This window comes from Rhodococcus sp. BP-316, from assembly GCF_019836105.1.
In the GTDB taxonomy this organism is placed as follows: Bacteria; Actinomycetota; Actinomycetes; order Mycobacteriales; family Mycobacteriaceae; genus Rhodococcoides.
The window spans coordinates 52,159-78,566 of the sequence record NZ_JABUEE010000011.1; the positions used below are offsets into that span (position 1 = coordinate 52,159).

The window sequence follows — 26,408 nt, forward strand, 5'->3', positions numbered from 1 at the left end:
GAGCAACGTCCGGAGAGATAGAAGTGAAGTACGTCGAAAGTTTCCTCAACCGCCGCCGCCACGTTCGGGCACTGCGTGATCTCTACGCACGCGCGAACAACGTGGGCAGCCCCGCGATGCGTGACGAGCTTCTCGTCATCGCCCAGCGCGACCGCTGAGTCGCGACACCACCGCGATACCCGCGACACCGACCAGGGCCCCCAGGAGCCAGCCGACGACGACGTCGCTGAGCCAGTGCGCCCCGAGGTAGACGCGGGAGAACCCGATGAGCAGCGTTGCCGCCGTGACCACGGCGGCCGCTGCTCTCGTTCGTTTCCGGGCACTGTCGAACGCGCCGAGCGCGACCAGCAGCGTGATCACCGCCGCCGCGAAGGTCGCCGACACCATGGCGTGACCGGACGGGAACGAGTAGGTCGAGATGTCGACGAGGCGCTCGGGCACCGGCGGCCGGGTCCGGCGGATCGCGTACTTGAGAGCGTTCATGACGAGCCATCCGGTGAACACCGTGGCCACGAGGCCCGGCCCGAGATGGCGGTGCCCCCGGCGCACCAGGATCAGCGCGACCACCACCGTCACGAGTGCGACGCCCGCGGTGTTGCCCACCGTGGTGATCACGGTCATGGCGTCCGTCAGGGCCGCGCTCCGGTGATCCACCATCCAGTCGAGGACATCACGGTCCGCGCTCACGGCAGCACCGTCCGTGACACGTGCGTCTCGCCGTCGTCGGTGACCCAGAAGGGCACCGCTCGCTCCACTCGCACGGTGCCGCGACACCGCACCACCAGGTCGTCGTGCAGGACGACGACGTCCGGGACCGGCCACGACGAGATCGCGCGTGCGGCCGCGAGGGCGGGATGGGTGTCCACCGTCGCCGGCTCCCCCACCGACACGATCTCGACGCTCAGCGCCGTCGACGCCGTCTCCACGTCGAGGAGATCCGCGAGGGTGTCGGCGGACGCCGTCGACCCGAGCACGACTCGGTCGGCGGGTAGCAGGGCGATCCACCGCGGGTGATCGAGGACGACCACCGCGGCGGGATCGGCCACGCTGCCGGCGAGAGTGCGTACCGCCTCCGGCGGATCGATGTCGCGTAGATCCACCCGCCCGGAGTCCACCGCCTCGGCGAGGAGCGTGTGGGCCCGGATCGCCACCGCGGGAGACACCACACGACCGGGATCGGCGGCCGCGGCGAGCAGATCGGCCGCCGTGTCGGCGTCGTCGATCGCGGGACCCGCCAGCGCCGCGGCGAACTCGGCGGCGCGGGGATGGTCGACGGGGTCCAGCAGTCCACGCAGGGAGTCGTCGCCGGGCAGACGGAGCAACCCCAGCGGTGTCTCGTTCACCCGCGCGTGACGACGCAGCCACCAGGCGGTGTAGCCGGTCCGGTCCCGCACCGCCGCCGCCGTCACCGGATCGTCGACGATCTGGGTGAGCGCGTCCGCCCAGCGCGCCTCGTCCACCAGATCGAGATCACGCACGGCGACCAGGGTGCCGGGCTCACCGGAGAGACCGTCCCACCACGCCTCCTCGTCGTCGAGATCGTGATCGGGACCCGCGGGGGTCTCGTCCACCACGACGCCGAAGCCGTGACCCACGCCCACCACCCGCAGGGCGTCCACGCCGTACCGGTCGACGACGGACCGATCCACCACGCCGAACGGGCTGTCCCGCTGCAACACTCGCCGTAACGGCGAGTCCGGCAACAGCAGTTCGTCCGCCGCCCGCATCTCGCCGTCCGACGAGAGCAACGGCAACGACCCGACGGAGCCGATCCTCGTCTCGCCGCCGACGGCTGCCGCGAGGGTCAGCACGTCGTGCACCAGTTCCTCCGGCACGTCGTCCGGATCCTCGAGCATCGCTGCCAACGCGGGGTCGGCGAGCAGGTCGGCCGGGCGAGCGATCTGCGCTCCCGCGCGGCGGAGCAACGGATGGGCGGCGTCCGGGTGCACCACACGAGCCCACCCGACCGAGCCGAGACGGTCGCCGTCCACCAGCACCACCGTGCGGGGACCCGTGACGGTGCGGCCGTCCGTCAGCGGAACCGGCAGCGCCGCACACTCGTCGACGTCCGCCGAGTCGTGCACGATGTCGGTCAGTGCGTCGTACAGGCGGTGCCACCAGATCGGCGGCCGCGACACCCCCGACAGGCTCTCGACGATGCCCGCGAGCCCGAGCCGACGCACACCGACCGCCGCCAGAGCCGTCGCCGACGCGCGATCCGATGCCTCGGGTGCCACCAGACCCGGCACGACGTCCACGAGGAGTTCGGCCAATTCGGCCGAGATCGCTTCCACCACCGCGGCATTCGCGGGACGTACCGCCCGGCCCGCAATCGTCGGCACCCACGCGGTCGACTCCAGGTCGCGGACCAGCGCCGCGCGGACCGCCTCGTCGACCTCGGACGCCGGCAGTCCCGGACGCGGTACCGCGGCGGCCCGATGAGACGCCGGCAGGTCGGCGACCAGTGCCGCGTATCCGGTCGCCACGACCGAGAGGTCGGCGCCCGGAAGGACCCGTCGACGGTCGGGCTGGAGGGGGACGTCCGCGATCAGGAGCAGCGGAATAGTCAGCACCTCATCGGATCTGGTGGGCGCACGCAGCACGTCCCGCGTCAGTGGCGCGGGCGAGTCCGGCGTGAGACCGTCGTCCTCGAGCGGCAGAAACCAGCGTGCGGCCGCCGCGTCGCCGCGCCACCATCGTCGGCCGCCGACCCGCACGTCCGTCCACGCTCCCGGGCCCGACGACACCTCACGCACGAGTTCGGTCCCGTCGACGGAGATCGACTGCAGCGCATCGAGTTCGAGCATCAGATCGATCGACTCACGGGCGGCCGCGGTCAGCACTTCGGCGACGTCCACGACGCCGTGCAGCACGACCTCGGTGTCCCAACCCGGGGTCGGCACGTCGTCCGACGCCCACGGCAACCGGAGGACGGGAACGCCCTGCTCCGGCTCACTGAGCCCACGCGCGGCGATCGCTCGGCGCGTCCTCGATCCGTCGAACACGATCGAGCCCGACGTGGATCGGATCTCGATACGCTCGGACACCGCACGGACGGCGGTGAACCCGACTCCGTATCGCCCGACGGACGTGGCGTGCTCGGAAGTCTTGTCGGACGCTCGCAGCGCGGACAGCGCCTGCACCCCGGTGATCGACAGCGGCACACCGACATTCGCGACGTGCAGCGCGTCGCCGACGGACCACACCGCCAGGCGACCGGGAACGTCGGCGCGGGAGGCGGCGTCGGCGGCGTTCTGCGCCAGCTCCGTGATCACGCGATCGCGGTAGCCCCCCACCACCAGATCGGCCTCCGTGGCCGCATCCTCCCGCAGTCGGGTGGGCGACGACGACCAGGCCGCGAGAACGGACTCGCGCAGTGCCTCCGTCCCGAAGGGGTCGGTCAGAGGGTCGACGACGACTCCGTGATGTCGGTGACCGCCTCGGTGTCCCGGGGGTCGGTGTTCTGGGGCTCGGTGTTCTCGGTCGGCGTGGTCTCCAGGGCACCGTCGTCGTAGGCCGCGTACGCGGGCGATCCGGCGCCGGTCGGTCCCTCGGTGTCCGAGTGCGCACCGCAGCCGTACGCCGCGTGCACCACGTGTCCGTCCGCGGCCAACTCGTTTCCGCACACGCCGAACGCAGCGCTCAGCGAACCCTGCAGAGCGAGATAGAAACCGCACGTGACGCACGTGCCCGGCGCCGCCTTGGCCATCGGGGAATCGGGACCGAAGTCGCTCTCGGCCCACCGCTCGGCGGCCTCGAGCCGACCCTCGCGGCTCATGACCTGCTTGCGACCGAGACCGAGTTCGAGGGCGACGTCGTCGACGGCGGGATCGCCGGTGGCCAGGTACCCCGGCACCAGTCGGACGTCCTCGTGGCGCGGCGGCAGCAGGTCACCCGGAGCCAGATCGCCGGGACGGATGCGCTCGTCCCACGGAACCCACGTCGGCGCCACCAGGGCGTCCGGACCGGGAAGCAGGGCTAGTTCGCTGACGGTGACGGTCTCGGAGCCGGGGGGCGCTGCGACGACGACCGCCCACTGCCAGCCGCCGTATCCGGGCAGGTCGGCCGCGAAGCGGTGGATCGCGGAGGCCTCGTCGACGGCCTCGACCCCGAGGTGGGCTCCGACCGGGCCTTCGCCCGACTCCACGACGGCGGCCTGCGCCACGGACACGGCGTCGGCGAGGAGCGGGGGGATCTCGGTCACGACAGGGGCACTCACACCCCTATTTTGCAGCATCGGCTCGCGTCGTGCGCCCACCGGGCCTGACAGGATGGCCGTATGCGTTCGGGTCTCTTGCGTTCAGGTTCGGGAGTCGGCCGCGCGATCGCGTCCGGAACCGTCGCCGCCGCGGTGGTGCTCGGTGGATGCGCGCCGGACCCCGCACCGCCGGCCGCGGACGTGCCCCGCTTCGACGTCGAGATCGTCGGCACGTCGCCGCACGACACCGACGCCTTCACCCAGGGTCTCGAGATCGACGGTGAACGATTGCTCGAGGGGACGGGCCGCGAGGGCCGCTCCCGCGTCACGGCGTCCGATCGAGAGACGGGCGACGTGCTCACGGAGGTGGACCTTCCCGCACCGCTGTTCGGCGAAGGCCTCACCGTCGCCGGCGACACGGTGTGGCAGCTGACCTGGCAGGACGGGATCGCGGTGGCCCGAGATCGCGAGACTCTGCTGGAGCGGCGACGCGTCGACTACGACGGCGAGGGCTGGGGTCTGTGCCTCGACGAGTCGAGTGCGGGATCGAGCGGCCGCCTCGTGATGAGCGACGGCACCGACACCCTCACCTTCCGAGATCCGGTCACCTTCGAGCCCACCGGCACCGTGCGCGTGACTCGGGGCGAGCGGCCGGTGACGTCGATCAACGAGCTGGAGTGCACCGCGGACGGGATCTACGCCAACATCTGGAAGACCGACGACATCGTGCGGATCGATCCGTCGACCGGCGCCGTGACGGCGATCGTCGACGCCTCGCCGTTGCGTGCCGCACTCGAGGACACGTCCGGAATCGACGTCCTCAACGGCATCGCGGCCGTCCCCGGCACGTCCCGCTTCCTCGTGACCGGCAAATTGTGGCCCACTCTGTTCGAGGTCGAGTTCCGACCACGGTGACCGAGGGACGCCGTCCCCGCCGAGCGAGTCGCCGACACTCCCCGACCCGAGGTGGGGGACAATGACGGGGTGACAGGTCCCGACGATCCGCGCCCCGGTTCGCGACATCCGGGATGGGACAACTACTCGCCGTCCGAGCGACTCCCACCCCGTCGATCGCCGCTGCCTCCGCTGCATCCACCGACGGCCGGATTGGGCGAGACGATCCCGGGCGACCCGACCACGGCGCCCGACCCGACGACACGCATGCCGAACCAGGACACCGGTCCCCGCCGTCCCCGCGTACCCCGCAAACTGACGGTCACCCGCGTCGCGGCGATGCGTGGTCGCGAGATCACGGGCAAGGGCATCGCGACGTTCCGACGCGCCGCCACCGCCGACGGAGCCGACAAGTCCGGTCTCACGGCGCTCACCTACGCAACGATGGCCAACTTCGCCTCGGACGCGGCGATGGCGGTGGCGCTGGCCAACACGCTGTTCTTCTCCGCCGCGACGGGCGAGGACAAGACCAAGGTCGCCCTGTATCTGCTCATCACCATCGCCCCGTTCGCGATCATCGCGCCCCTGATCGGCCCCATGCTCGACCGCCTGCAGCAGGGTCGCCGCATCGCGCTGGCCACCTCGTTCGTCCTGCGCGCCGTCCTCGCCGTGGTGCTGGTCTTCAATTTCGACACCTGGCTCCTCTATCCCGCCGCGCTCGGGATGATGGTGCTGAGCAAGTCTTTCTCGGTGCTCAAGTCGGCCGTCACCCCTCGGGTGCTGCCACCGGACATCGACCTCGTCCGGGTGAACTCCCGCCTGACCGTGTTCGGGTTGCTGGGCGGCACCATCTCGGCGGGAGCGGTCGCGGGTGCCATCGCGTTCGCACTGGGTTCCGCCGGGGCACTGTGGTTCACGTTCGCCGTGACGGTGTTCGGCGCGTATCTCTCCATGCGCATCCCGTCCTGGGTGGAGGTCACCGAGGGTGAGGTGCCCGCGACGCTCGGGTACCACGCCGAGGCGACCACCGGCGCGATCGGCATCGTCCCGGCGCCCAGCAAACGCCGGCAGCCCCTCGGCCGCGACGTCCTCACCGGACTGTGGGGCAACGGCACCATCCGCGTGCTCACCGGCTTCCTCACGCTGTACGTCGCGTTCGTGGCGAAGTCCCGCACCGAGCACGAGCCACTCCAGCAGGCACTCATGTTGGCGTTGGTGGGCGCGGCGGCCGGACTCGGCAACTTCGGCGGCAACGCCGCCGGCGCCCGGGTGAAGCTCGGTCGCCCGTCGGTGCTGGTGGTGCGCTGCACCGCGGCCGTCACTGCGGTCGCGATCGTCGCGGCTCTGACGAACAGCCTGCTGACTGCCGCGCTCGCGGCTCTCGTCGCGTCTGGCGCGAGCGCGCTGGCGAAGGTGTCGCTCGACGCGTCGTTGCAGAACGACCTGCCTCCCGAGTCGATCGCGTCCGGCTTCGGGCGCAGCGAGACGGTGCTGCAGCTGAGCTGGGTCATCGGCGGCACGTTCGGCGTGCTGCTCCCCACCGAGTACTGGCTGGGTTTCACCGTGGTGTCGGTGGTCCTTACGATCGGCCTGGTGCAGACATTCGTGACCCACCGGGGCGGCTCGCTGCTTCCCGGCTTCGGCGGCAAGAGACCGGTACGAGCGGACCAGGAGGTGGCGGGCAGCGAACTGCGCCACGCCACCGGCCGAATTCCCCGAGTGGATCAGGATGCGGGCCGCGCACCCGCGGGCGAGGACGCTCCCCGATGACGACACGCAAGATCCTGTACGGACTGTCCGCACTGGTCGCCGTCGTCGGCGTCGCCTTCGTGCTGGTGGTCGGCAAGGCGATCCTCGACGCCCCCGAGGAGTCCCCGCGGGTGTCCGCGTACGCCGACGGCCGGTACGAGGAAGTGGAACCGTTCCGGTACTGCCCGGTGCAGGAGCCGCTCTGCGACTACGAGGGCACGACCGCGACGATGCCCGTGCGCGAGGGCCATCCGCTGCAGTTGTCCCTGCCGGGCGCCATCTCGGAGAACCCGTGGGGCTTCGCCAGCGTCTACGGAGACCCCGACTCCGGCGACGTGGTGGAAGCAGACGAGTACTTCGCCCCCGGGACGCGGAACACGCTCACCGTGCCGCCGGTGAACGAGGACGGACTCGTGCTCATCGGCGTCGAGGTGCGCCTGCCGTCCGGTGTCATCGACGTCGACACCGACCAGGAGGAGATCGTCAGCCACGCCATCTGGTCGATCGCCACCACGACGGCCCTCTAGGACTCGGGGCTCGGGGGTGGTGGTGGAGGAAGCACTGACCGAGTTCGTCATGACCCCCCTGGACTCCCTGAAGCAACGGGACGTCTCCATGGTCGTCGTCGTGGCAACGGTGATATTCGTCGTCACCAACACGGCGTGGAACTGGACGTCGGTGTGGTGGACTCCGGCTGTCCTCGCGTTCGCCGCGGTGTTCGTGTGGACGGGGCGGGACGCCCCGCACCGACGGACCGTCGTGTACCCGGACCGACTCGAGGTTCATCGGCGCAAGGGCGTCACGTCCGTGATTCCCCGGGACGCGATCGAGTCGTTCCGCGGGAAGCCCGACGACGAGGGAGGACCCGTCGTCGGCGTGGTCGATGTGTACGGACGACGGACGATGCTCGAGGGAACCGGGCATGCCGTGCAGAAGCGATGGCGAGACGGCGTCAGGAAGTACTTGTCCGACGCACATCGACGCGAGGTGGACGCTCTCGTCGCGCAGTTCGAGCACTGGCGCACGCACGGCCGCTGGGAGTGACCGCCCGGGTCAGCTGTCCAGTTCGCGGGCGACGGCCCGGACCACCTCGGAGATCTTCTGGGCGGTCTTGCGGTCGGGATACTTGCCCTTGCGCAACTCGGGCTGCACGGTGGCCTCCAGAAGCGTGATCATGTCCTCGACCATGCCGTGCAACTCGTCGGGCGTGTGCTTGCGAGCGGTCGGCTGATCGCGGCGGGCGGCGGCACCCGCCTGACGCAGTGAGGGCGCCGGGTCGAGAACCTTCAGCGACAACGCCTGGGGTCCGCGGCGTCCGGCGGCCATGCCGAACTCGACGCGCTGGCCGGCCTTCAGGCCCTCGACTCCCTGCGGGAGCGCGGACGACCGGACGTACACGTCCTCACCCTCGTCCTGCGAGAGGAAGCCGAAACCCTTGTCGACGTCGTACCACTTCACCTTGCCGGTCGGCACCGATCTCACCCATTCGTCTCGTTGATCGCGTCACATGAATAATCGCGCCCGTTGCCGCCGCCCATGACGGGCCCTGGCGCTCGGGACGCGATGAGTCGATGGTACTCCGCTGCGCGAACGACGAGCACCTCGATATCGCGGGGGTAGGCGGCGGGAAGGCCGGAGGCCGGTCGGGTCGTCAGGCCGGGAAGGCCGGAGGCCGGTCGGGGCATCAGGCCGGGAAGGCCGGAGAGATAGTGTGCTCTCTCGTGACCGACTCCCCCCGTACCGGAACCCCGGCGCTCCTGGTCGCCGCCCTCGTCTGTTTCGGGCTGGGCCTGCTGGCGATCGTCGTCATGTTCGTGACGCTGCTCGTCTGGGACGATCCGCCCGGACTGTGGATCTATCTCTCGGCGATGCTGTGCCCGCTGGGGTTCCTGCTCGGTCTGATCCACGCGCTGCGGTCGGGCCGCCGAGCCCGTCGCTGACACGGCGGAACCGGGCATACTGGTCGCATGCGCCTGCTGCTGAACGTCATCTGGTTAGTCTTCGGCGGCCTGTGGCTCGCTCTCGGCTACTTCGTGGCCGGCATCGTCTGCTGCATTCTCATCGTCACCATCCCGTTCGGTATCGCGGCGTTCCGCATCGGGGTGTACGCCCTGTGGCCCTTCGGCCGGACCGTGGTGGACAAGCCCACGGCGGGCGTCGCCTCGGTGATCGGCAACGTGATCTGGATCGTCGTGGCAGGGATCTGGCTGGCCATCGGGCACGTCCTCACCGCGATCGCCATGGCGATCACCATCATCGGGATCCCGCTGGCGTTGGCGAACCTCAAGCTGATCCCGGTGTCGCTCATGCCGCTGGGCAAGGACATCGTCGACTCGGACGCACCGTTCGTGGCCACGCACTACTGACGTCGGGGCGCGAACTCAACAGAACGAACGGTTCCTTCTCGGCGTGGCCCGAGGGGTGATACACGTCGGATCGGTCTACCATCCTGTGCGTGATACTGAAGAAATCCGATGACCGCACCTTCGGATCACACAGGATCTTCGTCGCCCTCACCGTGATCGGTGCCGCCGTCGCGCTCGTCGCGCATGATCGGCTCATCCCGTTCGACGTCCCCAAGTTCGGGTTGTTCCGGTTCGGCATCGACGCTCTCGTGTACCGCGCCGGCGGAGCGACGGTGCTCGACTCGTCCCCGCTGTACGCCCACGATCTGGTCGGCGAACTCCCCTTCACGTATCCCCCGTTCGCCGCGCTGGTGTTCGCACCTCTCGGGGCGATGTCCACCGCGACGACCAACATCGTCTTCTGGCTCGGGAACATCGCGCTGCTCTATCTGATCGTCCGGTCCTGCTGGATGGTCCTCGGCTTCCGCGACGACCGCAGTCTCCGCATCGTCAGCGCCGCACTGTCCATCGTCTTCACGTGGCTCGAACCGGTGCGCATGACCATCTGGCTCGGTCAGATCAATCTCGTGCTCCTGGCGCTGGTGCTGTGGGACCTGTCGCGGCCCGAGGGCAGCCGGCTCCGCGGCATCGGGGTCGGCATCGCCACCGGCATCAAGATGACTCCCGGACTGTTCCTCGTCCACCTCGCGCTGACACGGCAGTGGCGGGCACTGGTCGTCGGCGTCGTCACCGCCGCGGCGACCGTGGTGCTCGGCTTCGTCGTGCTCTTCTCCGACGCGGTCACCTACTGGTTCGGCGCCATCTCCGACTCGTCCCGGATCGGCGACATCTCGTCCGGCGCGAACCAGTCGCTACGCGCGTCGATACCGAGGTGGTTCGGCATGACCGAGGCGCCGACGCTGCTCTGGATCGTCATCGCCGGAGCCGTCTGCGTGGCCGGCCTTCTCGTGGGCGCCGCGGCGCACCGCCGGGGGTTGCCGCTCCTCGGCCTGATCGTCATCGGCCTGACAGCGCCTCTGGTGTCCCCGTTCTCCTGGGGTCACCACTGGGTGTGGCTCCTGCCGCTGGTCATCGTCTGCATGGACGTCGCACTGCGTGCCTCGAACCCGCTCGCCTGGCTCCTGCCGCTCGTCGCGAGCCTGCCGCAGATCGCCTGGTTCTGGGTGGCGCCCGGTGACGTCTACGCGATCGGCACCTTCATGCTCCCGCCGTCGAACCGACTCGAGGGTGTGGTGCTGCAGACCGTCTACCCGACCACGGGTGTTCTGGTGCTCGTCGTCGTGGCTGTGATCCTGCGCACATGTGACGTCGGACACATAACGAAGCGGTCACGAACGGGTGACGAGACGGTGGTCAGCACGCCTTCGCCGTCCTAGCTGCGACGACCCGTTCGAACACCTCACAACGGCGGCGCGACGCGCGCACCAGGGGAAGTTATCGAACAGTGACATGTGTGCCCGTTTCGTAATACTGTCCATCACGGCCGGAAGTTCGGCCGACGTCCGGCCCGCCGCGCCAAACCTCGTCCCGCGGGTACCGGACATCCCTCACAGACATGATCAGGGACGAGGGCGGGGGACCCACACGTCCTTCGTAGATATCCGGCCGGCTCTCGCGGCGCCCCACCGGGCACCGAGCAGTCGACCTAGGGGTGAAGCCTCTCCGCTCCAGCCAGGAGCGCACCGAGGCCGGGCTACCTCTCAGCCCGAATCCGACAGCTGACCTCGCAGGCGCGTGTGGAGAGGATTTCTACCCTTATGAGCGGACGTCATCGCAAGCCGAGCACCACGGGCAAGACCGTCGCCAAGGTCGCCGTCACCGGCGCACTGGTCGGCACCGCAGGTCTCGCATTCAGCGGCACGGCCAACGCAGCCCCCGATTCCGACTGGGACCGTCTCTCGCAGTGCGAGGCCGGCGGCAACTGGGGCATCAACACCGGTAACGGTTTCCAGGGCGGCCTGCAGTTCTCGCCGAGCACCTGGACCGGACACGGCGGCGGAGAGTTCGCGGCCACCGCGAACCAGGCCAGCCGTGAAGAGCAGATCGTCGTCGCCGAGCGCGTGCTCGAGTCGCAGGGCTGGGGCGCCTGGCCGTCCTGCTCCTCGCAGCTCGGACTGAGCAGCGGCCCGACGCAGCGCGACGCACCGGCGACCACGGCGCCCACCGCACCGGCACTCCCCGATCTGACGAGCATCCCGTCGACCGAGCAGGCCGTGCAGGGACTCACCCAGGTCGTCCAGAACTTCACCAACGATCCGGCGATCCTGGGCTTCGTCCAGGCCGCCACCGCGGATCCGCAGGTGGCGAGCTTCATCGCAGCGAACCAGGATCTCCTGCCCCGCTGACCCACTCCACGAGAAAGGCCCCCACCGACTGGTGGGGGCCTTTCTCGTGTCTCGCGCGTCAGCGGTTGATGACCGTGTGGGGATGCGCGTAGGGCAGCGAGTCCACCGGCAGCGGGAACTCCGTCTCCTCACCGAACGGGGACAGGTTTCCGGCGCGCGCCGACATCAGTTCGGTGACGGGATGATCGTCGTCGTCTGCACTGTGCGGCCAGCCCGGGTCGACATATCGCTTCTTCTCTGAGTTCGCCATGGTTCATTTCACCATTCGGAGTAGCGCCTCTGCCAGTCCAGGTCCCCGGACCGGTCTCTACGCTTGACCTCGATGACCGACAACGAGGGCACGCCGGCGGACACACTCACCGAGTGGTTGTCCGCGCGCAGCGACGACGAACTGGCCGAACTGCTGCGGCTCCGCCCCGACCTGACCATCCCGCCGCCGCCCACACTCGAGGTTCTGGCGGGCCGGTCCGAGCAACGCGCCTCGGTACTGCGCGCGGCCGAGGACCTGGACACCACGTGCCTGACCGTCGTGGAGCTGCTCGCGCACGAGGGCGCCGACACCGCCCCGGTCGCCCGCGCCCGACTCGACGAGATCGTCGGCCGCCGGGCGACGAAGAAGGCGGTCGACGCGGCTCTGTCGGTGTTGCGTGCGCGTGCGCTGGTGCGCGGCACGACGTCGCTCACCCTGGTCGCGGCCGCACGCGACGCCGTGCCGTGGCGGGTCGGACGGTTCTTCGACGTCGACGCCTCGCTCACCGCCGAGGTGGTCGGTGCGAAGCTCGCGGAGATCGACGACCGCAGCCGTGAGCTGCTCACCACGCTGACCCGCTCGTCGTCGATCGGCCGGACGCGCGACGCTGCACCCGGTACGCCCGCGGATCGGCCCGTCCAGCGCCTGCTCGCCGCCGGGCTGCTCACCTGGCTCGACGACAACACGGTCGAACTGCCGCCGCAGGTCTCGCAGGTACTCCGCGGCGAGCCCGTCACCGATCCGGTGTCGCTGGCCCCACCGGCGGCGTCGACCACCGCTGTCGGGGTGGCGGACGTCGACGCGGCCGCCGCCGGGGAGGCCCTCGAGCTGCTGCGGCACTGCGAGGACATCGTCGACTCGCTCTCCCGCACACCCGCGCCCGCACTCAAGGCGGGGGGACTCGGCGTCCGGGAGATCCGACGCATCGCAAAGGCAGCCGATCTCGACGAGGCGCGGGTCGGCCTGCTGGTCGAGGTCCTGGCGGGCGCCGGACTCATCACGGTGGGGCTGCCCGATCCGGGACCGCTCACCGACATCGACGACATGTGGACGCCCACCCCCGCGGTCGACGCGTGGGTCACCGCATCGCCGGCACAGCGCTGGGCCACCCTGGCAGGTGCCTGGCTGGATCTGCCCAGGGTGCCGTGGTTGATCGGCATGCGCGACGCCAACGACAAGCCGATCGCCGCACTGTCCGACGAGGCCCGCTCGGCCGCCGCGCCCCGAGACCGGCGGATCGTGCTGGGCGTGATCGCCGATCTCGCCTCGGGAAAGGCCCTCGCCACCGAGGACGTCGTCCGCATCGCCACCTGGCGCAGGCCTCGCCTCGCCGCTCGCCTGGGCGTCGGCCCGGTCTCCCGCTACCTGGCCGAGGCCGGCGCTCTCGGGGTCGTCGGCCGCGGAGCACTGTCCACCCCCGGACGCGCACTGATCGGTGATCCCTCCTCGGCCGCGGCGGCGATGCACCGCGTCCTGCCCGACCCCATCGACCACGTTCTGGTCCAGGCCGACCTGACCGTCGTCGCCCCCGGGCCGTTGACTCCCGAGCTCGCGCAGCGGATGGCGACGGTCGCGGACATCGAGTCGGCGGGCGCCGCGACGATGTACCGCATCGACGAGCGGACGCTGCGACGTGCTCTGGACGGCGGCACCACCGCCGCGGAGCTCCATGCACTCTTCGCCACCCACTCGCGGACGCCCGTCCCGCAGTCGCTGACCTACCTCATCGACGACGTCGCCCGCCGCCACGGACGCCTGCGTGCCGGGGTGGCGTCGTCCTTCGTCCGCTGCGAGGACCCCGCACTGCTCGCGGAGGTGCTCTCCTCCTCCGCCGCCGAGGCCCTCGCGTTGCGGGCACTGGCCCCGACCGTCGCGATCTCGCAGGCGCCGCTTGCCGACGTGCTGGCCGGGCTGCGCGCCGCCGGGTTCGCACCCGCGGGCGAGGACTCCTCCGGCACCATCGTCGACGTCCGCGATCGCGGTGCGCGCGTCGTCCCCCGTCGCGGTCGCTCGCCCTACCGCACGCCCGCCGTCCCCACGGACGAGCAACTGGGGCGCCTCGTCTCGGAGATGCGGGCCGGCACCCGAGCCGGAGAGGTGCGCCGGACCGAGCGTGAACGGGTGCGGTCCGACGGCACCCGTGCGTCCGGCGCCGCGACGATCGCGCTTCTCCAACGCGCCGCGTTGTCCCGCTCACCGATCAGCATCGGTTACGTGGACGCTGCCGGTGTCTCGAGCAACCGTGTCGTCGAACCGGTGACCGTCGGCGGCGGCCAACTCGACGCGTGGGACCCCGACGCCGGTGTCATGCGTCACTTCACGTTGCACCGCATCACGTCGGTGGCCCTGCTCGCCTGAACCGCCGCGCCGGTGCAAGGCACAATGGACTGGTTGCGCCCCGGTTCGTCCATGCGGGGCGCGTGAAGGAGAGACCGTGACCGACGGACCGTTGATCGTCCAGTCCGACAAGACCCTGTTGCTCGAGGTCGACCACGAGCTCGCCGGGCAGGCCCGCGCGGCCATCGCTCCCTTCGCCGAGCTGGAACGCGCACCCGAGCACGTCCACACCTACCGCATCACCCCGCTCGCGCTGTGGAACGCGCGCGCCGCGGGCCACGATGCCGAGCAGGTGGTCGACGCCCTCGTGACCTTCTCCCGCTACGCGGTTCCGCAGCCCCTGCTCGTCGACATCGTCGACACCATGGCCCGCTACGGCCGGCTCCAGCTGGTCAAATCGCCCGTGCACGGGCTGTCCCTGGTGAGCCTCGACCGCGCCGTGCTCACCGAGATCATGCGGCACAAGAAGATCGCCCCGATGCTCGGCGCACAGGTCGACGACGACACCGTGCTCGTCCACCCCAGTGAGCGCGGGCGCCTCAAGCAGATGCTCCTCAAGGTCGGCTGGCCGGCCGAGGATCTGGCCGGATACGTCGACGGCGAGGCGCATCCCATCGATCTGGACTTCTCCGGTGGCCACTGGGAGCTACGCGACTACCAGCAGATGGCGACCGACTCGTTCTGGGCCGGTGGATCCGGTGTGGTCGTCCTCCCCTGTGGTGCCGGCAAGACGATGGTGGGCGCCGCGGCCATGGCCAAGGCCCGCGCGACCACCCTGATCCTCGTCACCAACACCGTCGCCGGTCGGCAGTGGAAGCGCGAGCTCATCGCCCGCACCTCCCTGACCGAGGAGGAGATCGGCGAGTACTCCGGCGAGCGCAAGGAGATCCGCCCGGTCACCATCGCGACCTACCAGGTGATCACGCGCCGCACCAAGGGCGAGTACAAGCACCTCGAGCTCTTCGACTCCCGCGACTGGGGTCTGGTGATCTACGACGAGGTGCATCTGCTCCCCGCTCCCGTGTTCCGCATGACAGCCGACCTGCAGTCGCGACGCCGACTCGGACTCACCGCGACGCTGGTGCGCGAGGACGGCCGCGAGGGCGACGTGTTCTCGCTCATCGGCCCCAAACGTTACGACGCACCGTGGAAGGACATCGAGGCACAGGGCTGGATCGCGCCGGCCGAGTGCATCGAGGTGCGCGTCACTCTGACCGACGCGGAACGCATGTCGTACGCCGTGGCGGAGCCGGAGGAGCGCTACAAGCTGTGCTCGACGGCGCACACGAAGATCGCCGTGGTGAAGTCGATCCTGGCGCGGCACGAGGACTCACCGACGCTCGTCATCGGCGCGTACCTCGACCAGCTCGACGAGCTGGGTGCGGCCCTGGACGCTCCCGTGATCCAGGGCTCGACCAAGAACAAGGAGCGCGAACTGCTCTTCGACGCGTTCCGCCGCGGCGAGATCAAGACCCTCGTGGTGAGCAAGGTCGCCAACTTCTCCATCGACCTCCCCGAAGCCTCGGTGGCCGTGCAGGTCTCGGGCACCTTCGGATCCCGGCAGGAGGAGGCCCAGCGACTGGGCCGACTGCTGCGCCCCAAGCACGACGGTGGGCAGGCGCACTTCTACTCGGTCGTCTCGCGCGACACCCTCGACGCGGAGTACGCGGCTCACCGCCAGCGCTTCCTCGCCGAGCAGGGCTACGCGTATCGCATCACCGACGCCGACGACCTCCTGGGACCGGCGATCTGACGTGCGCACCTTCGACTTCCCCGTGGACCGCGCGCACGCCCGGTCGGTGAACGAGACCCTCGGCGACGTACGGCGGTTGCGCATCTCGTCCGTCGTCTTCGCCGTGCTCCTCGCGGGCGGCGCGGCCTGGCTGTACGTCCTCGACCACGCGTGGTCCTACATCCTGTGTGCGGTGCTGGCCGTGGCCGCCCTGATGTCGCTGTGGGTGTCCGTGTGGGCGCCCCGCAAGGTCGGGTCCATCGACGAGCTGTACGCCTCGAGCGCGTTGGTGCCGGCCATGGTGTCGGAGACGCGACCGCGTGGAGCCACGATCCTCGCGCTGATCGACATCGCCAAGCCGGAGACCACCGTCCCGCACTACGCACTCGTCGTCCGGAACGTGCGGGCGCTGCCGGGACACACGATGACCGAGGGCGAGCGCGTCCCCTCCGTGGCCGTGCTGTCCGACCGGAGCGCCAAATCCATCTCGGAGACGTGGCAGATGGTCAGCCCCATGCCCGTCGCTTGGGGTACGCGGGACAGGACCGTGCTGCGGACGGCCATCGAGGCCATCGATCCGGTCGAGTGGAAGCTGCTGCGCAAGAACCTGTCCGTGTCGGAGACCGTGCGGCAGGCCGAGAACGATCAGCTCCTCATCGACCCCCACGACCTGCCCGAGGAATTGCTGCAGAAGCGCGCGGACTGACGCGTCGAGGGACTCGTGCATCGAACGCTAGGCTCCCCCTCATGGCTGTGACGTCGAACGACCGCGCATCGAGTCCGGCCGGCCTCCGGCCTTCCGACTCCGACCCGGCCGGCCTCCGGCCTTCCTCCCGCGAATCGAATCCGGCCGGCCTCCGGCCTTCCCGCACCGTCGCCCGGCTGCGCCCCTTCGCGTCCACCATCTTCGCGGAGATGACCGCGCTGGCGGCCACGCACGACGCCGTCAATCTCGGACAGGGTTTCCCGGACACCGACGGCCCCGCGCGCATGCTGGAGGTGGCGCGCGAGGCCATCGCGTCCGGCCTCAACCAGTACCCGCCCGGGCCGGGCATGGCGGTGTTGCGCGACGCCGTCGCTCGGGACCGGGTCGGCCGCTACGGCACCGAGTACGACCCGGACTCGGAGATCCTGGTCACCGTCGGGGCCACCGAGGCGATCAGCGCCGCGATGCTCGGCCTCGTCGAGAGCGGTGACGAGGTGCTGCTCGTCGAGCCGTACTACGACTCCTACGCGGCCGCCGTCGCGCTCGCGGGTGCGCAGCGGCGCACCGTCCCCCTCGTCGTCGACGGCGATCGATTCGCCCTCGACGTCGATGCCCTGCGCTCCGCCGTCGGCCCGCGCACCCGCATGATCGTGGTCAACTCCCCGCACAATCCCACCGGAACCGTGTTCACCGCATCGGAGCTGGCCGCGATCGCCGAGGTCGCGTGCGAGCACGACCTCCTGGTCCTCACCGACGAGGTCTACGAGCGACTGGTGTTCGACGACGCCGTCCACACCCCCATCGCCACGCTCCCCGGCATGGCCGAGCGCACCATCACGGTGTCGAGCGCGGCGAAGACGTTCAACGCCACCGGGTGGAAGACGGGGTGGGCCTGCGGACCCGCCGACCTCATCGCCGCGGTGAAGGCGGCCAAGCAGTTCATGACCTTCGTCGGCGGCGCCCCCTTCCAGCCGGCGGTGGCCCACGCCCTCGACCACGAGAGCGCCTGGGTGGACGCCCTGCGAACGGGACTGCAGGCCAAGCGGGACACGCTGTCCGCCGCGCTGTCGCATGCCGGGCTGGACGTCAAGCGCAGTGAGGGCACGTACTTCGTCTGCGCCGACATCGCTCCACTGGGCGAGTCCGACGCCGACAGTTTCTGCCGTGCGTTGCCCGAACGCATCGGCGTCGTCGGCGTACCGGTGGACGCGTTCGTCGATCACCGCGAGGGCTGGGACACCCTGGTGCGCTTCGCCTTCTGCAAACAGGATCACGTGCTCGCCGACGCGGCGTCGCGATTGGCCCGATTGTCCGCCACCCCATGACGATCGACACTGCGGCGCCGCCGACCATCTCGGTGGAGTTCGTCCGCACGGCGGTGACCCTCGCGCGGGAGACGGGTGTGGACCTGTCCGCCTGCCTGCGCGAGGCCGACATCGACCCGCACGTCCTCACTCGTCCCGGCGCCCGCCTCACCACCGACCAGGTCACGCGCCTCACTCGCGCGCTGTGGCAGATGACGGGCGACGAGCTGATGGGTCTCGGATCGGCTCCGGTGCGCCGCGGCACCTTTCGGGCACTCAGTCTGACGATGATCCACCGCCCCGATCTGGGGAGCGCGCTCGAGCGGATGGTGGACGTCGGTCGCGCCTTTCCCGGCGTCCCGCGCGGTGTGCTGATGCGCGGCGGGGGACGCGCCCGGCTCGAACTCGTCGACTCCCCGACGATGATCGCCGATCAGCTCTCCCCGGAGGCGGCCGAGGCGGCGCAGCGCATCCGCATCGAGTTCCTGCTCATCCTCTGGCACCGCTTCTCGGCGTGGCTCATCGGGCGGCGCGTGAAACTGCTGTCCGTCCAGGTGCCCTTCCCCGAACCGCAGCATCCGTCGCCGCGGGTGTACGACGACATCTTCGGGGTGCACGTGACGTTCGGATCCGACGTCGCGGCACTGGAATTCGACGACGCGATCATGGCGTCACCGCTCGTGCAGACGGAGGAGAGCCTCGAGGAGTACCTCCGCGAGTCGCCCAATCGCCTGTTCTCGGAGCGGGACTACGGCTCCAGCGCGGCGAGTGTGGTGCGGCGCGCCCTCGCACTGGGCGCGATGGGCCGCGCCTCGACCACCACCGACATCGCGACGATGTTGTCCATCAGCGTGCCGCACCTGCGCCGGTTGCTGCGCCAGGAGGGCACGTCACTGGGTCAGCTGCGCGACGAGGTGCTGCGCGACGCGGCGGTCGCCGGGCTCGAACGAGGCGAGACGGCCGAGGAGATCTCCTCGCGTCTCGGCTTCTCCGAACCCAGCGCCTTCCGCCGCGCCTTCAAACGGTGGACCGGGATGACGCCGGGGTCCTACCGCTCACACGCGTGAGGCGAGCACGAACTCCGACAGCTTCTCCCCGATGAGCACCGACGGGGCGTGAGTGTGGCCGCGGATGATCGTCGGCATCACGGACGCGTCGGCCACGCGCAGCCCCTCCACCCCGCGCACCCGCAGCTCCGGATCCACCACCGATGCCGCGTCCGAGCCCATCCGGGCGGTGCCCACCGGGTGGTAGAGGGTGTGAGACATGGTCTCCAGCGACTCGCTCAGCGCTTCGTCGAGTGCCTCGCTGTTGCGCAGTACCGGGCGCACCATCTCCCCCAGTCGCGATTTCAGCGGCTCCGTCTGCGCGATGTCGGCGCAGTAGCGTAGCCCGCTGAGCATCGCCGCGCGGTCCACACCGCCCGGGTCGGACAGGTAGCGCGGATCCACGATCGCCTTGTCCAACGGTGCGGACGACCGCAACGAGATGCGTCCGCGGCTCTCCGGCTTGAGCAGGATCGAGGCCAGGATGGCCGCATGCGAGTCCGCCGGGATGAGACCCTCGTCGAAGAAGGGCGCCGGCGCGAAGAGCAGTTCGATGTCCGGGAGGTCGAGCGAGTCGCGGCTGCGGACGAAGCCGTACGCCTCCGCAACATTGGAGGTCAGCATGCCGCGTCGACGCGCGAGGTAGTTGATCAGCTCCGGGATCTTCTCCGCGGTGAACAGCGTGTCGGACTGCACCCCGTATCCGAGGGCGGACACCAGGTGGTCCATGAGGTTCTCGCCCACCTCGGGGGCGGCGTGCACCACGTCGATGCCGTGCTCGGCGAGATGCTCCGGCGCACCGATCCCCGACAGCATCAACAACTGCGGGGTGTTGATGGCACCGCCGGACAGGATGACCTCCTTCGAGGCCCGAACCGTGTGCAGCGCACCGTCTTTCGAGTACTCGACACCCACTGCGCGGGTTCCCTCGAAGAGCACGCGCGTGGCCTGCGCCTCCGTCACCACGGTGAGGTTGGGCCGTGACATGGCCGGCCGCAGGTACGCGTCGGCGCAGCTCCACCGGGCGCCGCGCTTCTGGTTGACCATCGTCTCGGTCATGCCCTTGGGCGTGGGGAGATTGGCGCGCTCCGTCGACAAGCCCAGTGCCGCGGCCGAATCGAGGTACGCGCCGGTGATCGACCGGGGACTGCGCTGCTTCGACACGTGCAGCGGTCCGCCGCTGCCCTCGTCGGACTCGGTGGCACCCTCGATGTTCTCGATACGGCGGAAGGTGTCCACCACGCTGTCGAACGACCACCCGGGTCCCGCTGCCTCCGCCCAGTCGTCGTAGTCGGCTGCGAATCCGCGCACCCACATCATGGCGTTCATCGACGAGGAGCCGCCGAGCATGCGCCCACGGGGCCAGAAGATCCGTCGGCCGGCGAGTTCGGCCTGCGGCTCGGTGTCATAGTCCCAGTCCAGTTCCGAACGGAAGAGCTTCGAGAACCCGGCGGGAATGTGGACGAACTTGTCCTTGTCCTCCGGGCCCGCCTCGAGGACGACGACGTCGGTGTTCGACGCGGCACTGAGCCGATTCGCGACGACGCATCCTGCGGATCCTGCGCCGACGACGACGTAGTCGGTGGAAGTCTCGGTCATGTCAACCTCTCAGAGCGGACGCGAAGATGGCGGGCAGGGCTTTCCAGGACGGAGCCGCGGCGAACGCGGTGAACCGCTTCGCGGTGGTGGCCGCGGTGCGGTTGGTGACGAACCACGGCGGCTTCGGCGACAGGGTGAACTCGCCCTTCAGGATCGAGCGCGGCGCGGGTCGGAAGGGCCCGCGGACGATGGTGCGCTCGGTTCGGTCGATGAGCAGTGCGTTGTGCACGACGCCGATTCCGCTCTGGACGTCGTCGAGCGTGTGGCCCGGGAACGCACCCCAGGTCGCCGCCGCCGTGAGGAAGCCGACGCCGGTCCACGCGTTGAGCGCGATGGTGCCGTAGCGCAGGTCCTCGAGCATCTCGTCGACGGCGGTGCCGAGCGACGACAGCGTGTCGGGATGCGCGATCACGTTGACGCCGAGCGTGCCGACGAACTCCTCGTTCGACATGCGGACGGCCTCGTCCACGAAACGTTGCCCGGTGTACGGGATCTCGATGACACCGAGTACCGGTGCGAAGTACTCGGTGGTGAGCAGAGCGCGATAGCTGTCCGGATCGAGGTCGCTCACGAGGGTGCGGCCGCCGGACGGGCCGAGCGACTCCGCGCCCGGGTAGTCCGCTCGGGCACCGGCGACGCGGGTGGCGCTGCCGGGGTAGTACGGCTCGCGGTCCGGTGCCTCGTGCAGTGCCGTGCGCAGTGCCGCCAGGAACGCGTCGCGCTGCGGCCACTCGGAGGAGATCACCACGACCTGCGCCGCGACGCAGTTGTAGCCGCCGTTGTGCAGCCGCTGGGTCACCACGTGTTCGGCCTGGAACCGGATGTCCGCGTCGGACCACTCGCCCGGGATCACGATGACCGGCGAGACGCCGCCGAGTTCGCTCGAGATGGGCACGTCGAGCAACGGGGTGTTGGCCTTCCTGCGCTCGGCACCCTCCTCGCCGGTGCCGAAGACGATGGCGTCGTGCGTGATCGAGCTGCCCGTCATGTGCACGTGCGCCACGGCGTCGTGGTGCACGAGGTACGAGCCGACGTCCGGGCCACCGGTGAGGATGCGCACCGCGCCCAGCTCGACCAAGGGAGCGAAGACGGCGCGGAGCACCGGTTCCATCGGATCCGTCACCGGGTTGAGCTTCAGCGCGACGACGCGGTTGTGCGCGACCAGTTCGTAGAGCGTGTCGAGCGGGGCGATGGACGTGATGTTGCCGGCGCCGAGCACCGCACCGATGCCGCCGGTCTCGGTCGGGTTCCGTTGCGCGAGTCCGGCGTCACGGCGCGCGGTGTCCGCGTCGACACCCGGTTCGAGCCACACCTCGGCGGAGAACCCGTTGAGCAGCAGCGTGTCGAAGATGTTCGACGGCAGGACCTGCACGGTGGTGCGCCCGCCCGGACCCGAGCCGATCCGGGCGTCCGCGAGCGGGCTCTTCCCCACGGCGAGCTGCCGCAGACTCTGCGCGAGCACGTGGCACGCGGTGACGACGGAGTACGGCCCGGAGAGCCATTCCTCGCCGAGGAGTGCGGAGGCCGCGGGCAGCTTCTTGAATCGAGCGGCCGCGTCGACCCACTCCTGCGCCTTCGACGCCGTGAGGGCCGCGACCCGGTCGAGAAGGTCCGCGCGGTCGCCGAGCGAGGCACGTGCCCATGCGGCCTCGCCCTGCGCGAGGTCGCGGAGAGCCGCGTCGACCTCGGGAAAGGCGGATGCGCCGGTGGTACTCGGGGTGAGTTCGCCTGTGGTCATACCGTTGATTGTGACCTGTACTACATCGGGTGGCCATAGGCGGACGTCGGCCGCTCACGCGCCCGGTTTGTGCCGAGGCACAGCCGCCCTGTGGTGTCCGTCACCGGACAGCCGTACGGTGGAGTGATGTCGACGCCCGTGGCCGTCCGCCGCTCCGTACCGGAACCGCTCACCTCGCAGGGTCTCGCCGCGCTGCTGGGAGAGCACGTCGGCGAGCTCAGCGAGCGACTCGTCCTCGACATCCTGGTCGCCGAACAGTCGTACCTCGAGGCCACGTCGCTCACGCGGGACGAGCTCGCCACGGTGTGCACCGGCAATCTTCGGTCCATGCTCGACGCTCTGACCACGGGCGCGAGCGGCGACCTGGAACCCGCACGCGCGGCCGGCCGGATCAAGGCCGAGAACGCGGTGCCGCTGGCGGCGTTGCTGCACGCGTTCCGCCTCGGTGGTCGTCTGATCTGGGCCGAGCTCACCGCGGCGGCCGCGGGCCGGGCTCCGGAGGTGCTGCTCGCGATGGCCACCGAGGTGTGGGCACTGGTGGACACCTATTCCGACGCGGCCGCGGAGGCGTATCGCGACGCCGCGGACCGGCTCGCCCTCGACGACGCCGATGCGCGCCGCATGGTGCTCCGCGCTCTGTTCGACGAGACCGCCTCGGACCCCGCTGCCGTGCAGGACGCCCTGCGGGCCTTCCGCATCCCGGACGCGGGCCACTTCGCCGTCGTGTCCGCCGAGACCACCGTCGACCGGGGTGCCACTCCGGGCAGCGCGCGCGAGAGCATCCTGCCGCTCGGTGTCGAGTCGGTGTGGGACACCGATGCGGACGGTCACCTGGGACTGCTGGTCGCCTCGGCGCCGGCGGTGCTCGACGACGCGGTGGACACCCTGGGCCGGCTCTACGGCACCCGACTGGGTGTCGGCACGTACTACGAGCGGTCGCTGTCCACCCCGACGGCGGTGGCGCAGGCCCGGACGGCTCGTCGCTGCGCACCGCCGGGGAGCGCGCGCATCAGTCGCTACGACGCGTGTCCGGTTCCGCTGCTGCTGGTCTCGACTCCCGACGCCGCCGCGCGGGCCGCCCGACAGATCCTGGGTCCGCTCGCCGTGGCCGAGGGCTCGCACCGCCTCGCGGACCGGGACAGCCTGCTCGAGACGCTCGACGCGTGGTTCGCGGCCGCCGGTTCCACCACCGCGGCGGCCGACCGCTTGCACTACCACCGCAACACCGTGCTCTACCGGCTCCGCCGTATCCACGACCTCACGGGCCGTGATCACACGAACCCGGTGGACGCCGCCGAACTGTACGTCGGTCTGCGCGCAGCGGAGCTGGCCCGCGTTCGGTGACGACAGCCGTGTAGGAACATACGTTCGAACGACCGCGCTACGATGGCCCCGTGACCTACGCACTCCAGGCGTCCCTGTTCGACGACGGCGCGGACGGACCGTCGCTCGGCTCCCTCACGTCCGTCCGCCGGACGGTGTTGACCGACGGCGCGTGGATCGACGTGCTGCCGAACTGGGTGAGCGGCTCGGACTCCGTCTTCGACCGGCTGGTGGAGGAGGTTCCGTGGCGGTCGGAACGCCGACCGATGTACGACCGCGTCGTCGACGTCCCGCGCCTGGTCTCCTTCTTCCCCGACCCCCAGCGGCTGCCCGCCCCCGTCCTGGTCGATGCCGGTCGACAGCTGAGCGAGCACTACCGGGCCGAACTGGGCGAGGACTTCGCCACGGCCGGACTCTGCTTCTACCGCGACGGCAAGGACAGCGTCGCCTGGCACGGCGACGACCTCGGACGCGGAGCGCGCGAGGACACCATGGTCGCCATCGTGTCCCTCGGCGCCGCACGGCCGCTGTTGCTGCGACCGCGCGGCGGCGGTCCCTCGGTGAGACACACTCTGGGACACGGTGATCTGATCGTCATGGGCGGGTCCTGTCAGCGGACCTGGGAGCACTGCGTGCCCAAGAGCACGCGCGCCACGGGGCCCCGGATCAGCGTCCAGTTCCGACCGCACGGCGTGCGCTGACGGCGTCGGCCAGCGCCCGCACGGCGCGTTCGGTGTCCGCCCACCCGAGGCAGGCATCGGTGATCGACTGGCCGTAGGTGAGCGGCTCCCCCGGCGTGCCGAGGTCCTGACGGCCCTCGACGAGGAAGCTCTCCACCATCACCCCCACGACGCCGCGGTCGCCGCCGGCGATCCGGTCGGCGAGGTCGCCCAGCACGTCGAGCTGGCGTCGGTGGTTCTTGGCACTGTTGCCGTGGCTGACGTCCACCACCACCCGCGGGTCCGCGCCCGAGCGCCGGAGCCGCTCCCCCGCGTCGGTCACCGAAGCCGCGTCGTAGTTCGGGCCGGAGGACCCACCCCGGAGGATGACGTGGGCGTCCTCGTTGCCCGCCGTGCGCACGGCGGCCAGTCGGCCGTCGTCGTCGACCCCGGCGTACACGTGCGGCGACCTCGCCGAGCGCACCCCGTCGACGGCCACCTGCACGTCGCCGTCCGTTCCGTTCTTGATGCCCACCGGCATCGGCAGACCGCTGACCATCTGGCGGTGAACCTGCGACGACGCGGTGCGGGCACCGATCGCCCCGTACGTCACCAGGTCCGAGAGATGGCCGGACAGAGCAGGATCGAGGAACTCCGTCGCCGTGGGCAGGCCGCCGTCGACGATGGCGGCCAGAATGCGCCGCGCCGCCCGGAGCCCGGCGTCGAGATCGTCCGAGCCGTCGAGGCCGGGGTCGCTGAGCAGACCCTTCCAGCCCACCGATGTCCGCGGCTTCTCGAAGTAGACCCGCATGATCACCTGGAGTCGATCCCCCACCTCGTCGGCCAGGACGGCCAGCCGGCGGGCGTAGTCCAGTGCCGCGATCGGGTCGTGCACGGAGCACGGGCCCACCACGACGGCCACGCGGTCGTCGGCTCCGGTCAGGATGGCGCGCAGGGCGTCACGGCTGTCGGCGACGCGGAGAGCCGCGTCGGCGGATGCGGGTTCCGCGTCCCGCAGCGCACGCGGCGAGACGAGCGGACCTGTCCGCGACAGGTCGGGAAGAGTGTCGAGTGCGAGAGTCACGATGAGTCCTCGGGGCGGTCGGGTGAGACGTCACGACCGGGACACGCATTCCACGCGAGCCGGTCCTGCCGGCTCGTCGGGTGGAGTGGGTCAGCGCATGGTTCCGCTGACCGGACCACCGAGGGCCGGCCTGCTGAACCAAAAATATGCTCGCTGCACACAGGCACTGTAGCGCACGGCCGTACCGACGCACCCGGGCGGCGGAAGCGGACATTCTTCTCCCTTGACGTGGGACCATGGTCCGATGGCGATCGACACCTCTCGCGGGGACCGCATCCAGAACAGCACGGCGTTCGAGAGAGCCGCCCGCGCAGGGCATCTCGTGAGCGGAGTGCTGCACCTCCTGATCGGATACATCGCGGTGCGGCTCGCCTTCGGACAGGGCGGCAACGCCGACCAGTCCGGCGCGCTGGGCGAGCTGGCCTCCAAGCCCGGCGGTGCCGTCATGCTGTGGATCGCCGTCGTCGCCTTCCTGGCCCTCGCCGCGTGGCGCATTCTCGAGGCGGTGGTGGGTAAGAAGACCGAGGCCGATTCCGGCAGTGCGACCGATCGACTCAAGGCCGGTGCACTCGCCGTCGTGTACCTCGCATTCGCCTGGTCCGCGCTGAACTTCGCTCGCGGTGCCGGGCAGTCGACGGGTCAGCAGAACGCCGGGCTCACCGCCCGCCTCATGGAGTCGACGATCGGCAAGGTCGTTCTCGTCGTGGCCGCGGCCGTCATCATCGGCGTCGGCGCTTATCACGTGTACAAGGGCATCTCCACGAAGTTCGAGAAGGACCTCGAGGGTCACGTCGGGCGTCCGGTCCGGGTCATCGGCGTGGTCGGATACACCGCCAAGGGCCTCGCCCTCGTCGGTGTCGGTGTCCTGGTGGCCGCCGCCGTGCTGACCGCGGATCCCGGCAAGGCGACGGGTCTCGACGGAGCCGTCAAGACCCTGGGGGCGCAGCCGTTCGGACAGATCCTGCTCGTCCTCGCCGGAGTCGGCATCGCCCTCTACGGCGTCTACGCCGTCGTGATGGCCCGGCACGCCCGGATGTGAGGCGTCGATGTCGTGACACCGACAAACCCATCGGTGCCC

Annotated in this window: 25 protein-coding genes and 1 riboswitch; of the genes, 17 read left to right on the forward strand and 8 right to left on the reverse strand. The window is 70.3% G+C overall.

Features of this window, described 5'->3' with window-relative positions; all coding sequences use genetic code 11:
• Positions 1–23 precede the first annotated feature (23 nt).
• Entirely contained in the window at positions 24–158 is a 135-nt protein-coding gene (locus HQ312_RS22070) for a hypothetical protein (protein WP_261769702.1), read from the forward strand.
• On the opposite strand, the gene HQ312_RS19725 is transcribed toward HQ312_RS22070, so the two are convergent.
• From HQ312_RS19725 to HQ312_RS19735, 3 genes are read right to left on the reverse strand one after another with little or no spacing between them, the layout of a single operon-like run.
• Entirely contained in the window at positions 136–687 is a 552-nt protein-coding gene (locus HQ312_RS19725) for a phosphatase PAP2 family protein (protein ID WP_027504228.1), read from the reverse strand. The genes HQ312_RS22070 and HQ312_RS19725 overlap by 23 nt on opposite strands.
• Positions 684–3,404: a sacsin N-terminal ATP-binding-like domain-containing protein gene (locus tag HQ312_RS19730; protein WP_222641017.1), complete on the reverse strand. Its 2,721-nt coding sequence runs from the start codon at positions 3,402–3,404 to the stop codon at positions 684–686. The genes HQ312_RS19725 and HQ312_RS19730 overlap by 4 nt, the downstream gene beginning before the upstream one ends.
• Positions 3,401–4,237 (reverse strand): DUF3027 domain-containing protein, encoded by an 837-nt coding sequence (locus tag HQ312_RS19735; RefSeq protein WP_222641020.1) that lies wholly within the window; start codon positions 4,235–4,237, stop codon positions 3,401–3,403. Before HQ312_RS19735 ends, HQ312_RS19730 begins: the two co-directional genes overlap by 4 nt.
• Before the next feature lie 42 nt (positions 4,238–4,279).
• Between HQ312_RS19735 and HQ312_RS19740 the strand changes: the two genes are divergently transcribed.
• From HQ312_RS19740 to HQ312_RS19755, 4 genes are all read left to right on the forward strand, one after another.
• Positions 4,280–5,113, forward strand: a complete 834-nt coding sequence (locus HQ312_RS19740) for a glutaminyl-peptide cyclotransferase (protein ID WP_222640917.1) — start codon at positions 4,280–4,282, stop codon at positions 5,111–5,113.
• A 69-nt stretch (positions 5,114–5,182) separates the two neighbouring features.
• Positions 5,183–6,862 (forward strand): MFS transporter, encoded by a 1,680-nt coding sequence (locus HQ312_RS19745; RefSeq protein ID WP_308123943.1) that lies wholly within the window; start codon positions 5,183–5,185, stop codon positions 6,860–6,862.
• Positions 6,859–7,368 carry a DUF2771 domain-containing protein gene (locus HQ312_RS19750; RefSeq protein ID WP_027504232.1) on the forward strand — a complete coding sequence of 170 codons (510 nt, stop codon included), beginning with the start codon at positions 6,859–6,861 and terminating at the stop codon, positions 7,366–7,368. Before HQ312_RS19745 ends, HQ312_RS19750 begins: the two co-directional genes overlap by 4 nt.
• A gap of 49 nt (positions 7,369–7,417) precedes the next feature.
• Positions 7,418–7,885, forward strand: a complete 468-nt coding sequence (locus HQ312_RS19755) for a hypothetical protein (RefSeq protein ID WP_222640920.1) — start codon at positions 7,418–7,420, stop codon at positions 7,883–7,885.
• A 9-nt stretch (positions 7,886–7,894) separates the two neighbouring features.
• Here the strand turns inward: HQ312_RS19755 and HQ312_RS19760 are convergent, their stop codons facing one another.
• Positions 7,895–8,314, reverse strand: a complete 420-nt coding sequence (locus HQ312_RS19760) for a cold-shock protein (protein ID WP_027504234.1) — start codon at positions 8,312–8,314, stop codon at positions 7,895–7,897.
• A 248-nt stretch (positions 8,315–8,562) separates the two neighbouring features.
• On the opposite strand from HQ312_RS19760, the gene HQ312_RS19765 reads away from it, so the two are divergent.
• The 4 genes from HQ312_RS19765 (at position 8,563) to HQ312_RS19780 (ending at position 11,552) form a co-directional block, all read left to right on the forward strand.
• Entirely contained in the window at positions 8,563–8,781 is a 219-nt protein-coding gene (locus HQ312_RS19765; protein ID WP_027504235.1) for a hypothetical protein, read from the forward strand.
• Between the two features lie 27 nt (positions 8,782–8,808).
• A complete protein-coding gene (locus HQ312_RS19770; RefSeq protein ID WP_222640922.1) occupies positions 8,809–9,207 on the forward strand; it encodes a YccF domain-containing protein in 399 nt (132 codons plus the stop codon).
• 89 nt (positions 9,208–9,296) lie between these two features.
• The gene (locus HQ312_RS19775) at positions 9,297–10,583 is read left to right on the forward strand and encodes a glycosyltransferase 87 family protein (protein WP_056446829.1); all 1,287 of its coding nucleotides are present in this window, start codon (positions 9,297–9,299) and stop codon (positions 10,581–10,583) included.
• Between the two features lie 166 nt (positions 10,584–10,749).
• A riboswitch (cyclic di-AMP (ydaO/yuaA leader) is annotated at positions 10,750–10,956 on the forward strand.
• An 8-nt stretch (positions 10,957–10,964) separates the two neighbouring features.
• Positions 10,965–11,552, forward strand: a complete 588-nt coding sequence (locus HQ312_RS19780; RefSeq protein ID WP_027504237.1) for a transglycosylase family protein — start codon at positions 10,965–10,967, stop codon at positions 11,550–11,552.
• A 58-nt stretch (positions 11,553–11,610) separates the two neighbouring features.
• Here the strand turns inward: HQ312_RS19780 and HQ312_RS19785 are convergent, their stop codons facing one another.
• Positions 11,611–11,802, reverse strand: a complete 192-nt coding sequence (locus HQ312_RS19785) for a hypothetical protein (RefSeq protein WP_027504238.1) — start codon at positions 11,800–11,802, stop codon at positions 11,611–11,613.
• A gap of 72 nt (positions 11,803–11,874) precedes the next feature.
• On the opposite strand from HQ312_RS19785, the gene HQ312_RS19790 reads away from it, so the two are divergent.
• The 5 genes from HQ312_RS19790 (at position 11,875) to HQ312_RS19810 (ending at position 18,948) form a co-directional block, all read left to right on the forward strand.
• On the forward strand, positions 11,875–14,160 hold the full coding sequence (locus tag HQ312_RS19790) for a helicase-associated domain-containing protein (protein WP_222640924.1): 2,286 nt from the start codon (positions 11,875–11,877) through the stop codon (positions 14,158–14,160).
• A 76-nt stretch (positions 14,161–14,236) separates the two neighbouring features.
• Positions 14,237–15,892: a DNA repair helicase XPB gene (locus HQ312_RS19795; protein ID WP_027504240.1), complete on the forward strand. Its 1,656-nt coding sequence runs from the start codon at positions 14,237–14,239 to the stop codon at positions 15,890–15,892.
• Between the two features lies 1 nt (position 15,893).
• Positions 15,894–16,577, forward strand: coding sequence for a DUF3239 domain-containing protein (locus tag HQ312_RS19800; protein WP_222640926.1), 684 nt, complete (start codon positions 15,894–15,896; stop codon positions 16,575–16,577).
• Between the two features lie 41 nt (positions 16,578–16,618).
• A complete protein-coding gene (locus tag HQ312_RS19805; RefSeq protein WP_222640928.1) occupies positions 16,619–17,902 on the forward strand; it encodes a pyridoxal phosphate-dependent aminotransferase in 1,284 nt (427 codons plus the stop codon).
• Positions 17,899–18,948: an AraC family transcriptional regulator gene (locus HQ312_RS19810; protein WP_056446817.1), complete on the forward strand. Its 1,050-nt coding sequence runs from the start codon at positions 17,899–17,901 to the stop codon at positions 18,946–18,948. The genes HQ312_RS19805 and HQ312_RS19810 overlap by 4 nt, the downstream gene beginning before the upstream one ends.
• Here the strand turns inward: HQ312_RS19810 and HQ312_RS19815 are convergent.
• Positions 18,937–20,526: a GMC family oxidoreductase gene (locus tag HQ312_RS19815; RefSeq protein ID WP_027504243.1), complete on the reverse strand. Its 1,590-nt coding sequence runs from the start codon at positions 20,524–20,526 to the stop codon at positions 18,937–18,939. The two genes, HQ312_RS19810 and HQ312_RS19815, sit on opposite strands and share 12 nt — an antisense overlap.
• Before the next feature lies 1 nt (position 20,527).
• A complete protein-coding gene (locus HQ312_RS19820; RefSeq protein ID WP_222640929.1) occupies positions 20,528–22,264 on the reverse strand; it encodes an aldehyde dehydrogenase family protein in 1,737 nt (578 codons plus the stop codon).
• A 126-nt stretch (positions 22,265–22,390) separates the two neighbouring features.
• Between HQ312_RS19820 and HQ312_RS19825 the strand changes: the two genes are divergently transcribed.
• Both HQ312_RS19825 and HQ312_RS19830 read left to right on the forward strand, forming a co-directional pair.
• Positions 22,391–23,608: a CdaR family transcriptional regulator gene (locus HQ312_RS19825; RefSeq protein WP_222640931.1), complete on the forward strand. Its 1,218-nt coding sequence runs from the start codon at positions 22,391–22,393 to the stop codon at positions 23,606–23,608.
• Between the two features lie 50 nt (positions 23,609–23,658).
• Positions 23,659–24,288 (forward strand): alpha-ketoglutarate-dependent dioxygenase AlkB, encoded by a 630-nt coding sequence (locus tag HQ312_RS19830; RefSeq protein WP_222640933.1) that lies wholly within the window; start codon positions 23,659–23,661, stop codon positions 24,286–24,288.
• Here the strand turns inward: HQ312_RS19830 and HQ312_RS19835 are convergent.
• Positions 24,254–25,330 carry a 3-deoxy-7-phosphoheptulonate synthase gene (locus HQ312_RS19835; RefSeq protein WP_308123944.1) on the reverse strand — a complete coding sequence of 359 codons (1,077 nt, stop codon included), beginning with the start codon at positions 25,328–25,330 and terminating at the stop codon, positions 24,254–24,256. The two genes, HQ312_RS19830 and HQ312_RS19835, sit on opposite strands and share 35 nt — an antisense overlap.
• Positions 25,331–25,574: 244 nt before the next feature.
• On the opposite strand from HQ312_RS19835, the gene HQ312_RS19840 reads away from it, so the two are divergent.
• Positions 25,575–26,369, forward strand: coding sequence for a DUF1206 domain-containing protein (locus tag HQ312_RS19840; RefSeq protein WP_056446809.1), 795 nt, complete (start codon positions 25,575–25,577; stop codon positions 26,367–26,369).
• The last annotated feature ends 39 nt before the right edge of the window (positions 26,370–26,408 follow it).